This window comes from Paracoccus sediminilitoris (assembly GCF_003259195.1).
Lineage (GTDB): Bacteria > Pseudomonadota > Alphaproteobacteria > Rhodobacterales > Rhodobacteraceae > Paracoccus > Paracoccus sediminilitoris.
Map to the genome: position 1 here is coordinate 16,738 of NZ_QJPK01000031.1, position 11,554 is coordinate 28,291.

Sequence of the window (11,554 nt, forward strand, 5' to 3'; positions counted from 1 at the left end):
TGCCGCTGGATCAGCCCGTGATCCGCTTTTGCCGCCGTCGCATCAGGCCCAGCCCTGCCAAGCCCACCGGAAGCAGCAGCGCCGGGGCCGGCAGCGGGATCGGGGCTGGCTGGACCACCTCCTCGACCACGGTGAAATTGCCGCGCCAGACGAACCAGGCCGCTAAATCGCCGGTCTGCGTGACAGCGGTAAAGCGGTCCAGCGGGTCGGTGCTGGGGATGACATCATAGGTCAGGTTGTCGCCCACCGAAAGGCCGCCGCTGAAGAGACCCGTATTGCCATAGAAGATGCTGAGGGGGCTTTGCGGGTTCGGGTCAAGCGTCGCGCCCGTGGCACAGTTCAGCCCGCCTAGGCTGCAGGACTGAACAATACCCAAATCGGTGTCGATTTGCGCGGTAAAGCGCAAGATCTTTCCGACGGCAAAGGCGAACAACCGGGGCAGGCCCCAGAGGTCGTCCGTCTGGTCCAAGCGGTCGCCGCTGAACAGGACTATTTGGGACTGCGGGTTTAGGACGACAGCATTGAAATAGCTGTTGCCCCCGTAGCTCAGTCGCAGGTCGATGTTCTTGATGGAGGCGGCGGAAACGGAGGAGGCGGCGGAGAGCAGGAAAAGTCCGGCGAACAAGGCGGAAAAACGGCGAAACGCGCGCATGGGAGAATCTCCGGAAAAAATGATACTCGGGATCGATATTAACTATTTTGTTAACAGACTGATCACGCAAAGGAAAGCTAACGCAGAAAAGCAACGCACGATTCAATTTACGCCTGATTTTCAAGAAAGCATATTCAATTGATGATTGTCGGTTTCAGGTCGTCCTTTGGCGTCATTTGTATTCGATCAGGCGCCCGCCTTGTCCGGTCAGATGCCTTAGGCGATATTCCAGGACGCCCAAGGCCTCGGGAATCTTGCCCAGGGTGAGGAAGGTCGCGCGGACAGGATCGCCGTCGCGCAGGGCAAGCCGCGCGATCTGCAGGGGCCACAGCAGCAGAATTAACAATAGCAGCGGGTGCAGCAGCGCGCCCAGGATCGCCGCCACCGGCACCCCCAGGCCCCAGATCAGGGCCCGGCGGGTCTGTGCGACATTGTGGCGTTCGGGCGGAGCCCCGTGCAGCGCCGCACCCTCGGCATAGGCATGACCCGCGCGGCGGCTTCGGCGCCACCACTGTCCGAATCGATAAAGGGCCGCGTCATGGCGGGTCATCTCGGCATCCAGGCGCCAGATCAGCCAACCCGCCTGCCGCAGCCGCACGCAGAGTTCGGGCTCCTCCCCGGCGATCAAGCGCGGGTCAAAGCCGCCAACTTCCTCAAAGGCCGCGCGGCGCATCAGCACATCGCCTCCGCAGGAGCGGGCCTGACCCACGGGCGTGTCCCATTCGCGGTCGATCAGGCGATTATAGATGGAAGCCTCGGGCGCGATCTCGCGCCGCCGCCCGCAGACCGCCGCCACGGCGGGGTTGGCGGCCAGAAAGCCCGCAGCTTTGTCGATCCATCCGGATGCCAAGCTGCAATCGCCATCGATGAACTGGATAAGGGCGCCCCCTTCGGGAAGGGCGGCCACGCCCGCATTCCGGGCCCGCGCGGCGGTAAAGGGCAAGGTCATGTCCAAGGGCACGACGGTCACGCCCCGCGCCTCGGCAGCGGCGATGCTGCCATCGGTCGATCCGCTGTCCACATAGACAATATGGCGTAGCCCTGCCGCGCGTAGGCTGTCCAAGCAGGCCAGCAGCCGGGCGCCCTCATTGCGGCCGATGGCGATGGCGTCGATAGGGTCGGGCATCATGCCTCAAGCTCCGTGGGTCAGGACAGGAGGGGGATGGCGGCGGACCTGTCGGGTATAAGCGTTGCGCCGGAGCACGGGTTCGGACGGCTGGACCGCGCTGTCTGCAGCCACACGTCCCAGCTCCAGCCGCCCGGCCAGTGCCCCTGCCAGGATCCAGGTGACCGGGGTCAATGTCGCGTTGGGGATAAGGTCGATCATGTTGGCGGTCAATGCCATGGCGATGCCTGCAGTGGCCGACGTTAAGGCAAGGCTTTTCCAGCGCAGACCCATAAAGATCATGGGGATCAGCAGCAACCCGAACTCGGCGATGTAACCCAGCCAACCCTTGCTGCCGATGGCGATCACCCAGTAGCCGTCAGTCACGCTGATATCTTGACCTTTGTCGTCAATCATACGGTTTCGTCCCCAACCACCCCATCCAAATAAAGGGCGCTGGTTGGCCCGCTCTAGGAGAATGTCTTCGTTGTCGAACCGAAAGCGCAGCGAGGCTTCGCGCTGTGGGTCAACACTGTAAGCCAGCGCCAAGGCCTGCTCCGTTGGTGCCAGACCAGCCCCTCGCACCATCGGGTAGGTCATCAGCACGCCGGCAAAGAGGGCTGCAGAAAAAACCTGAAGGCGAACAGGTAAGAACAGTATGACGCCCCCCAAAAGAATGCCGATGCCTAAGGCGCCAATCCCTTTGGATAAGATCAGCACCATGAACATCCAGAGCGATGCCAACATCCAGCGACCGCGCATCTTGCCCTCGCTGTTGCGCCAAAGACTGAGTGCCGCTAAAAACGACCCGCAAAAGAAAATTGCCAGCCACAGGCCGTGCTGCAAGAAAACCACCGGTCGATAGCCGCCGCCCCGCAGATGCTGGCGCCAATCATGGGGAAAATATCCATAGATCATCCGGCTAAGTTGCGGCGACATCCGCACCTCATAAAGCGCCAGAAGCGAATAGGCCAAACCCGCGACTGCTAACCCGATCAGCAGTGTCTTTTGTCCTTCAGGGTGAGCAAGATATTTTCGCGCCAGCAAGAAGGGCAGCACCGTGAAAAGCGTATTGCCCAAGGTCGAGGCGACGTCATAGGGGCGTAAGCCCGGCTGCACGCGCCCCCCCCCATAGATCAAGCGGTCGCCGTTGGTCAGCACCGTTAGAACAGTTGCAACAGCAAGGAGGACCAACAGCAATTGCACGGCCCGACTGCGCGGAAGCCAGCCCGGCTGGACTGCTCCAAGGGGCAGTGCACGCAGGCGTTCCGCCGAAACCATCATGGATCCCGCCACCATGGCAGCAATTGCCGAGATCGAATCCTTGGTCAGACTGGGTACAGCTGGCAGATCGATCGAATAGTTCCGGGGCAGCATAAGATAGGCCCCTAAAATAGCGGCCACCACGGCCTCAGCCGGTGTTCGCTTGGCAAACAGCCAAAATACCACAAAGGGCCAGGACAGGACCACAACCATCGAAATCATGCGTGTTTCTTGCCACAGGCATTGATCCGACGCCATCGCCTTTTGCGCAGCATTTTCCTAGGCTCAGGGCCCATTAATTGGTTTGCGGTGCCGCTGGCGGCGTAGTTCACACTCTCCAATTACAGAAGGGTGTGGTGAGAAATCCTTTCTGGCTAACCAACAACCAGATGGCACGGATCGAGCCGTTCTTTCCGAAGACCCATGGCCGCCCCCGGGTAGATCATCGTCGTGTTCTGAGCAGGATAATCTTCATCAACCGCAATGCAATAAGACTGGAACCAGACCAAACAATAGGCGCAGGTTAAGACCTACGTCTGGCGTCAGTTCTTAGGCAACGCTGGTCACCATCGCAGATACCAACTCTGATCATAATCAGACCGCTCTGCAAAACCCAATCCTTAACACAATTTAGTCGATCAGACGCAGCAGATAGGCCCCATAATCGTTTTTGGCAAACTTTGCCGCACGCGCGCGCAGCTGGTCGGGGGTGATCCAGCCGGCCTCGAAAGCAATCTCCTCGGGACAGCCGGTCTGCAGCCCCTGGCGGTTCTCCAGCGTGCGCACGAAGTTCCCCGCATCCAGCAGGCTGGCATGGGTGCCGGTGTCCAGCCAGGCAAAGCCGCGGCCCATGCGTTCGACCGTCAGGCTGCCGTCATGCAGATAGCTCTCCAGCAGGGTCGTGATCTCCAGCTCTCCGCGGGCCGAGGGCTGGACGGCGCGGGCGCGTTCCGGCGCGGTGCCGTCCAGGAAATACAGCCCCGTCACCGCATAGTCCGAGGGCGGCACCGTCGGTTTCTCGATGATCGCCCGGGCGCGCATCTGGTCGTCGAAATCCACCACGCCATAGCGTTCCGGGTCCGACACGCGATAGCCAAAGACCGTCCCGCCGCTGTCGCGTCCATCCGCCGACGCCAGCAGTTCGGGCAGGCCGTGCCCGAAGAAGATGTTGTCGCCCAGCACCATTGCGGACGGTGCGCCCGCTAGGAAGTTCTCGGCCAGGATATAGGCCTGCGCCAGGCCGTCGGGGCTGGGCTGCACGATATAGGTGAAGCTGATCCCCCACTGGCTGCCGTCGTCCAGCAGGCGGCGGAACTGGTCCTGATCCTCGGGGGTGGTGATGATCGCGATCTCGCGGATGCCGGCCAGCATCAGGACGCTGATCGGATAGAAGATCATCGGCTTGTCGTAAAGCGGCAGCAGCTGCTTGGATACGCCCATCGTGATCGGATACAGCCTGGTACCCGATCCGCCGGCCAGAATGATGCCCTTGCGCTGTGTCATGCCTTGTCCTTCAGTTGATCCAGAACGCGGGTCAGCCCGGCCCGCCAGTCGGGACGCCTGATCCCGAAATCCCGCGCGATACGCCCGCAATCCAGCCGCGAATTCAGCGGGCGCGCAGCGGGCGTCGGATAGTCGGATGACGGGATGTCCGCTACCTGCGCAGCCAAGCTCGCCTGGGCCATAATCTCGCGTGCGAAATCGGCCCAGGACGCGTCGGGTGTGCCCGCAAAGTGATAGACCCCGCCCGTGGCGTCGGGTCTGTCGCGCATCACGCGGATCATCCGCAGGCAGGCGGCGGCGATGTCGGCGGCAGGCGTCGGCCCGCCGATCTGGTCGGCCACCACCGTCAGCCGGTCGCGTTCCGCGCCAAAGCGCAGCATGGTCTTGACGAAATTCGCGCCATGGGCGGAGAACACCCAAGACGTGCGTATGACGGCCCATTGGCCACCCGCTGCGGCCACGCCCTGCTCTCCGGCCAGCTTTGTCGCGCCATAGACGCCCAAGGGCGCAGTCGGCGCATCTTCGGCCCTTGGCTGATCGCCGGACCCGTCAAAGACGTAATCGGTCGAGATATGCAGGAACGGGATGCCCAGATCGGCACAAGCCCTTGCCATCGCGGTGGGCGCATCGGTATTGACCAGACGCGCGGTGTCCGGGTCCGTCTCGGTCCGATCCACGAAGGTATAGGCTGCGGCATTGATGACTGCGCGCGGATGCGTGTTGCGGATCGCCGCGGCGCAGGCTGCGGGGTCGGTCAGATCGGCTTTGTCGCGGCCCAGAAAGGTCGCCTCTGGCGCCAGCGCCGCCAGCTCCCGCGCGACCTGGCCTGTGCGGCCAAAGACCAGCAACTCCCGCATCACGCAACCCCCAAACGCTTGCCTACACCGTCGCGATCCAGCAACGGCTGCCACCAGTCGCGATTGGCCAAATACCATTCGACGGTGCGGCGCAGCCCCTCCTCGACCGTCACCGAGGGGCGCCAGCCCAGTTCATCACGGATGCGGGTAGGGTCGATCGCATAGCGGCGGTCATGACCCGGACGGTCGGTCACGAAAGTGATCAGATTGGCATGCGGCGCGCCCGCAGGGTGCAGGTCGTCCATATGGGCGCAGATTGTGCGGACCAAGTCGATGTTGGTGGCCTCGTTCTCTCCGCCGATATTGTAGCTGCGGTTCAGCTGGCCCTTTTTCAGGACCAGCAGCAGCGCATCGGCATGATCCTCGACATAGAGCCAGTCGCGGATGTTGCCGCCGTCGCCATAGACCGGGATCGGCTGGCCCGAAAGCGCCTTGAGGATCACCACCGGCACCAGCTTTTCGGGGAAATGATAGGGGCCGTAATTGTTCGAACAGTTCGTCAGCACGACCGGCAGGCCATAGGTCTCGGCCCAGGCCCGCACCAGATGGTCGGACCCCGCCTTACTGGCCGAGTAGGGGCTGCGCGGGTCATAGGGGGTGATTTCGGTGAACTGCCCCGTCTCGCCCAATGACCCGAAGACCTCGTCGGTCGAGATGTGGTGGAACCGGAAGCTGTCGGGACGCCCTTGCGCCGTCCAATAGGCGCGGGCGGCTTCCAGCATGTTGAACGTGCCGATCACGTTCGTCTCCACGAAGGCGGCGGGACCGTCGATGGAGCGGTCCACATGGCTTTCCGCGGCCAGATGCATAATCGCGTCGGGGCGGTGCTCGGCCAGGATGCGGTCCAGCGCCGCGCGGTCGCGGATGTCGGCCTGCTCAAAGACATAACGGTCGGACTGCGCGGCCTCGGCCACGTTCTCCAGGTTTGCGGCATAGGTCAGCGCGTCCAGGTTCACGACCTCATGGCCGCGCGCGATGGCCAAGCGCACCACGGCCGAGCCGATGAAACCGGCGCCGCCGGTGATCAGGATCTTCATGCCTGCTCCTCAAAGACGAAGGGCGATTTCAACTCTGCCAGCGGCTGCGCATTCCGGTCCTTGTCGGACAGCAGCGGATCGGTGACGTCCCAGTCGATACCGACGCTGTCCCAAGCCACCGCCCCGTCCGAAGCACGGTCGTAATGGGCCGTGCACTTGTAGACGATCTCGGTATCAGGTTCGCGGGTGACGAAGCCGTGCAGGAACCCTGCTGGAATCCACAGCTGGCGTCCGTCCTCGAAGCTCAGTTCGGTCCCGAACCATTGGCCATAGGTCGGGCTGCCCACGCGCACGTCCACCGCCACGTCGAACAGACGGCCGCGTCCGCAGCGAACCAGCTTGCCTTGCGCGAAGGGGGGCGACTGATAATGCAGCCCCCGCAGCGTGCCTAACTGCGCGGACATCGAATGGTTGTCCTGCACGAACTCGGGCAGCACGACCCCGGCATCGGCCAGCGTCTTGCGGTTCCAGCTTTCGGAAAAGAAGCCGCGCGCATCGCCATGACGGGCCGGCGTCAGGATCAGCACTCCGGGTAGCGGGGTGGACTCAATCTGCATCATCGACACCAATTACATTGCAAAAAATCGAAGAGTTCGTGTGCTATTTCCATCTTTCGAGGCGACCTAACTTTACCAATTTAGTGACGGTTTAAGACTGAATTATTAAGCAGATTTCGCATACTGGTGAGGAAACAAGCAATGATGATTGTCCTGGCATTACAGGATACTGTGGTGCCAATGCAAACAGTCGCTCAAAATTGCTCTGGCCTCAGAACCAAGAGATCATGTTTGCGTCAAAAATTATGACAAAAAAGGAAAGCTATAGGGCTTCGATCATGAGCTGAGTGGGGACGCGCGTCCACCGCATCCTGACCATCGACGGGGATCACTCTCAAGCCCCCCTTTAGCGCCTGCTGTATGATGATGGTCGCGGACCACGGTGCTGTCGTCCATCTCGAGCACGTCGGGGACCAACCTTCTCGCGTCAGGACCTTCAGGATATCCTTCCACAGCCCGGCAAGGGTCCAGCGCCGGAACTGACAACCGCTTACCGAACTCTTGTCGCAGGTCACACCATGGCTCTCGACAAACCCGTCTCGCCACTGTCCTGGGAACAGATCTGTATGGCCTTTTGGCAACAGCTTTGTTTGAACCAGCGTCTGGTCGGTCGCGACCATGTATACGGCGTTCAGGATGCAGCGAATTGACGGATACGCGCCTTGATGATGTCAGTCGGCGGTCGGGTCGCGGTCAAGGGCACGCGCTCTGAGGCGCTGCGGTCCGAACTGGATGTCGCGTTCGGCTGTATCATCGTCGCTGTGCCATCACCTCGCAACTCGCGCCTCGCCATCTCTGGGCCTGCTGGTCAAAGGCCCGCGAGGCGGATCTCTTCAATCACATGGGCCGGGGCGGCCCGGTCGCAAATCCCCTAGGCAATCGCGGCCCAGATCGTTCGTGCCATGCAGTTGGCCAATGCAACCGTCACGATCTTCATGTGCTTGCGGGCCAGCATCCGGTTGAGCCAGTCAAAAACCCGACTTGCCCGAGCCTTTCTTTTCCACCGCCAGAATGGCGCGGGGTGTCAAACCAAGCTATGCCGCATCATCGCGTGCGGAGCGGAAGGCAGCCACTTCAGGCGTAGTGGCAGCAAGTGCGCTGAATGAGATCGCTTCTCTTGCGGGACACGTTGCCAGCCGCCGTCCCAGCTCGTCTTCGCCCTGCATCTCAATGATCCGCGCGGTAACCTCGTCAATCCGAATCTATGTGTCGCGAAGCTGACTGGACAATATGTGGAAGGGCCAAGCGCGCCACAGGGGCACATCGCGGGCCGCGTCGAAAAGGCGATCAACATGATGGATGCCCTTCGCCATGACAGCTCCGAACTCGTCCAGATGCGTGCGGATCACGCTTACAATCTGCATTTTTTGCCGAGCCAGAAAGTCCCGTGCCTTGTGACCCACAAGAGCCGCCTGACGGTCCGCCGACTTCACCGGCGCGAAGCGTATGGTCGGACGGGTGTCAGCCTCGAAAAACGTCTCCGCATCAACCGCATCTGTGTTGCCGCGCTTTACGTAAGGCTTGACGTTGGCAGGCGGCACAAGCCGCACCTCATGCCCGACCGCCGTCAGCCCCCGCGCTCAATAATGAATGGGCGCCCGCGCAGGCTTTCATGCCGACGAGCCAGAGCTCCAACCGTGTGGAGAAGGCCGGCACCTGCGATCGCCGCAACTGACGCCGGCAGAGAATTGCGCCTTTTGCGTCCACTCCATAGACTTGGAAGACGTCCGCGGCCAGATCGAGGCCATGGTAACAGGCTTGTCCATGGACCGCTTCCCCCAGATGCGTGCTTCTCATACTCACCTTGGTAGAATACGATACCGTCGGCGGGGCCATCCACACCATCAGGGGCAGACAGCGCTGCCTGTTGGTGTGCTATCCCAGATCATCGAAGGATCGAACCGATGGCGCAGGATCGGCGCTTGGAGAGCCAGAATGAAGCGTTCGCGGAACGCCCGATCCTGATCAGGTCTCATGCGGAACCGATCTGCATTACAGATACCAAGGTAAATCACCATCAAAGCGTACTGTGAAACACTTTTCTTAACCCAGCTTTAGGGTCAGGACCCACTGATTTGGTTGTACAAGCGTTATTCACTTTGCAAAAACAAGCGCTTAACATATCTGATCTTTTCGCATTTAGCGATGCGCAGGTCGCGCGTTTGGAGCCTTATTTCTCCAAGTCGCATGGCAAGCCCAGGGTTGATGACCGGCGTGTCTTGAATGGGATTATCTTTATCAATCGCAATGGCTTGCGTTGGCATATGCGCCGAGCGAATACGGCCCGCAAAAGGCGCTCCACAACCGCTGGAAGAGTTGGAGGTGAACGGCGATGCGCCGTGAACGGGGTGTCTTCGCCCGGATCATGGCGGGGTTGGCGGCCGAGCACGGTGAGGAGACGACCATAATGATCGACGCGACTCATCTGAAGGTCCATCGTACGTCGTCCAGCCTGCGCATGAAAAAGGGGGGGGCGTGGACGCCTGATTGGCCGGACGAAGAGAGGCATGAATACGAAGCTGCACGCCCTCTGCGACAGCCAGTGCCGGCCCATCGACCTATTTGTGACTGCCGGACCCGTCAGTGATCACATCGGGGCGCATGCCCTGGTCGGCGGGTTGCCCAAGGTGAAGTGGTTGCTCGGAGATCGTGGCTACGATGACGATTGGTTCAGAGAAGCCTTGCAGGACAAAAAGATACGTCCTTGTATCCCTAGTCGGAAGAAACGGAAGACGCCCGTCCACTACGACAAGCGCCGATAGAAACGTCGCAACCGGATCGAGATCATGTTCGGCAGGCTCAAAGACTGGAGGAGGGTTACGACCCGTTATGACCGCTGCCCACAAACCTTCTTTTCAGCAATCGCACCCGCTGGCATCGTAATCTTCTGGCTTTGAGGGAGAACAAGTCCTGAACCTAGGCAGCACAGAGGCAATGAAAAATTTATTAATTAATTACAATATATTATAGAAGGTTATTAGTTTTCTGCATCCTTTCCACCTTGTTAAGTGAAGCAATGCACTCTCTGCATCCCAAAATTGTTGACCGTAATTTCATATTCGCGCTATGATTGTGTTCTGCGTAACCCTTGCGGGTGGCGAATAAAGGGAGGTCTTACCCCGAATCAACCTTGGTGGAGAACTCGCCGATTCGGGAATGTTTAGGAGGGGATTGGTAAAATGCGATTTAATGTTTGCTTGGCTCTCATGACTGCGGAAGTCACAGTGACGGGGACGGCACTTGATACTGGGATGGTCCTGCCATGATAGTTCTGGTTCTTGCTCTCGCGATTACGGGTGCATTCGCGACCTCGGCGATCCTGTTTGCTGCCGGTGCGTCCCTTGGCATGATCGCTCTGGGATATGTGGCAGGGGGCTGGGGGGCCGTCTTGGTGGGTGGCATCCTGATCGCGGTATGGCGTCTGTTTGGGAACACACCCAATCTTCACAGCCTGATCCCTATTAAGGATTGAAGCACGCTTTGCCACCCTTTTCAGGAAGTTTTTATATCATGTGGTTTTTAATACTTTAAGTTGCAAAATCATGATATTTATAACTTTATTGGTAGGTTTCTCCTGATCGCCGCGACCCGCTCGGCCTGACCAACGAAGAAAACGATGACTCCTACCCTGTCGAAAATTGCTTTGGAGCTGACGTCCTTTGGCATTCTGGCCATGCCGACACCTATGACACGCTAACCGGAGAGGCTCTGATTATCGTGGCCCATCATCGTCCATCGTGGTGCCAGCGGACCTTCCCGAAGGGACCTTGGGCTCCTATGAGCCAACCCTCCAACTGGGTGCCGATTAACATCGAGCCGGCCGTCCAGATAACCCGAATCCAAAACGTCGGGTGAAGGCCACGCTGCGCGATGATCGCCAGGAGGCAGTCGGACCGAACGATGTCTGGGCTATGGATTTTGTTCATGACCAACTCGCCCTCGGCAACAAGCTGCGGATTCTGACAATTCTGGATACGCATTCCCGTTTCTGTCCAGCAGCCGACCCGCGCTTCGCTTACCGCGGTGAAGATGTGGTCCGGGCACTGGAACGGCTCTGTGCCCAAGTCGGCTATCCCAAGACGATCCGGGTCGACAATGGCAGCAAATTTGTCTCACGCGATTTCGACCTGTGGGCCTACGCCAACCATATCACCCTGAACTTCTCACGCCCAGTAAAGCCCACTGACAATGGCTTTATCGAGGCGTTCAACAGCGAGCTCCGGTCCGAATACCTGAACGCGCACCGGTTCATGAGCCTTGCGGACGCACAGGAAAAGCTGGAGACTTGGGGTAGACACTACAACGAGGACCGACCTCATAGTGCGATCGGATATAACGTCCCGATCGCACTGCATTATCCCGGCGGCGCAGCCAGCCCGCCGCCATGACCGAGCCGGAAAACTCCAGCATTGGATGGTCCAAGGTTGAGGAGCAGCGCACTGGGCCGCAACGGTATGGAGGCCCAAGGTAGCGCAGAAGGGCTCGGTTTGCCGCGAGGATGACGTCTATATGCTGACCTGAGACCCGCCTCTCCTCCAGCCATTCGGAGAATCCGCGGGTTGATTTCTGGGGCTACGCGG

Annotated in this window: 9 protein-coding genes and 4 pseudogenes; 4 read left to right on the forward strand and 9 right to left on the reverse strand. The window is 60.0% G+C overall.

Features of this window, described 5'->3' with window-relative positions:
* Window positions 1-10: 10 nt before the first annotated feature.
* From DKT70_RS15985 to DKT70_RS15995, 3 genes are all read right to left on the reverse strand, one after another.
* Window positions 11-652: a VPLPA-CTERM sorting domain-containing protein gene (locus DKT70_RS15985; protein ID WP_111560080.1), complete on the reverse strand. Its 642-nt coding sequence runs from the start codon at window positions 650-652 to the stop codon at window positions 11-13.
* 172 nt (window positions 653-824) lie between these two features.
* On the reverse strand, window positions 825-1,781 hold the full coding sequence (locus DKT70_RS15990) for a glycosyltransferase family 2 protein (RefSeq protein WP_111560081.1): 957 nt from the start codon (window positions 1,779-1,781) through the stop codon (window positions 825-827).
* A gap of 3 nt (window positions 1,782-1,784) precedes the next feature.
* Window positions 1,785-3,278 (reverse strand): hypothetical protein, encoded by a 1,494-nt coding sequence (locus DKT70_RS15995; protein WP_158530117.1) that lies wholly within the window; start codon window positions 3,276-3,278, stop codon window positions 1,785-1,787.
* A gap of 98 nt (window positions 3,279-3,376) precedes the next feature.
* On the opposite strand from DKT70_RS15995, the pseudogene DKT70_RS16000 reads away from it, so the two are divergent.
* A pseudogene (locus tag DKT70_RS16000) lies at window positions 3,377-3,514 on the forward strand (transposase); the annotation flags it as partial.
* A 136-nt stretch (window positions 3,515-3,650) separates the two neighbouring features.
* On the opposite strand, the gene rfbA reads toward DKT70_RS16000, so the two are convergent.
* The 6 genes and pseudogenes from rfbA to DKT70_RS18850 all read right to left on the reverse strand — a co-directional run bounded on the left by rfbA (window position 3,651) and on the right by DKT70_RS18850 (window position 8,515).
* Window positions 3,651-4,523, reverse strand: coding sequence for a glucose-1-phosphate thymidylyltransferase RfbA (gene rfbA, locus DKT70_RS16005; protein WP_111560083.1), 873 nt, complete (start codon window positions 4,521-4,523; stop codon window positions 3,651-3,653).
* Entirely contained in the window at window positions 4,520-5,380 is an 861-nt protein-coding gene (rfbD, locus tag DKT70_RS16010; RefSeq protein WP_111560084.1) for a dTDP-4-dehydrorhamnose reductase, read from the reverse strand. Before rfbD ends, rfbA begins: the two co-directional genes overlap by 4 nt.
* Window positions 5,380-6,417 (reverse strand): dTDP-glucose 4,6-dehydratase, encoded by a 1,038-nt coding sequence (gene rfbB, locus DKT70_RS16015; protein WP_111560085.1) that lies wholly within the window; start codon window positions 6,415-6,417, stop codon window positions 5,380-5,382. The genes rfbD and rfbB overlap by 1 nt, the downstream gene beginning before the upstream one ends.
* Window positions 6,414-6,974 carry a dTDP-4-dehydrorhamnose 3,5-epimerase gene (gene rfbC / locus DKT70_RS16020; protein ID WP_111560088.1) on the reverse strand — a complete coding sequence of 187 codons (561 nt, stop codon included), beginning with the start codon at window positions 6,972-6,974 and terminating at the stop codon, window positions 6,414-6,416. The genes rfbB and rfbC overlap by 4 nt, the downstream gene beginning before the upstream one ends.
* Before the next feature lie 339 nt (window positions 6,975-7,313).
* Window positions 7,314-7,496: pseudogene (locus tag DKT70_RS16025) on the reverse strand (IS5/IS1182 family transposase); the annotation flags it as partial.
* Window positions 7,497-8,176: 680 nt separating this feature from the next.
* Window positions 8,177-8,515, reverse strand: a complete 339-nt coding sequence (locus tag DKT70_RS18850; protein WP_407672228.1) for a hypothetical protein — start codon at window positions 8,513-8,515, stop codon at window positions 8,177-8,179.
* Between the two features lie 579 nt (window positions 8,516-9,094).
* Between DKT70_RS18850 and DKT70_RS16035 the strand changes: the two are divergent.
* The 3 genes and pseudogenes from DKT70_RS16035 to DKT70_RS16045 form a co-directional block, all read left to right on the forward strand.
* Window positions 9,095-9,871 (forward strand): annotated as a pseudogene (locus DKT70_RS16035) (IS5 family transposase).
* Between the two features lie 365 nt (window positions 9,872-10,236).
* The gene (locus DKT70_RS16040; RefSeq protein WP_111560086.1) at window positions 10,237-10,446 is read left to right on the forward strand and encodes a hypothetical protein; all 210 of its coding nucleotides are present in this window, start codon (window positions 10,237-10,239) and stop codon (window positions 10,444-10,446) included.
* Between the two features lie 358 nt (window positions 10,447-10,804).
* Window positions 10,805-11,362: pseudogene (locus DKT70_RS16045) on the forward strand (integrase core domain-containing protein); the annotation flags it as partial.
* Window positions 11,363-11,554: the final 192 nt, after the last annotated feature.

What these genes read in the sequence shown, in the direction of transcription:
- DKT70_RS15990 (WP_111560081.1), bottom strand. Translation starts at nt 1,781, where the DNA reads ATGATGCCCGACCCTATCGACGCCATCGCCATCGGCCGCAATGAGGGC.
- rfbD (WP_111560084.1), bottom strand. Translation starts at nt 5,380, where the DNA reads ATGCGGGAGTTGCTGGTCTTTGGCCGCACAGGCCAGGTCGCGCGGGAG.
- rfbB (WP_111560085.1), bottom strand. Translation starts at nt 6,417, where the DNA reads ATGAAGATCCTGATCACCGGCGGCGCCGGTTTCATCGGCTCGGCCGTG.
- DKT70_RS15985 (WP_111560080.1), bottom strand. Translation starts at nt 652, where the DNA reads ATGCGCGCGTTTCGCCGTTTTTCCGCCTTGTTCGCCGGACTTTTCCTG.
- DKT70_RS16040 (WP_111560086.1), top strand. Translation starts at nt 10,237, where the DNA reads ATGATAGTTCTGGTTCTTGCTCTCGCGATTACGGGTGCATTCGCGACC.
- DKT70_RS15995 (WP_158530117.1), bottom strand. Translation starts at nt 3,278, where the DNA reads ATGGCGTCGGATCAATGCCTGTGGCAAGAAACACGCATGATTTCGATG.
- rfbA (WP_111560083.1), bottom strand. Translation starts at nt 4,523, where the DNA reads ATGACACAGCGCAAGGGCATCATTCTGGCCGGCGGATCGGGTACCAGG.
- rfbC (WP_111560088.1), bottom strand. Translation starts at nt 6,974, where the DNA reads ATGCAGATTGAGTCCACCCCGCTACCCGGAGTGCTGATCCTGACGCCG.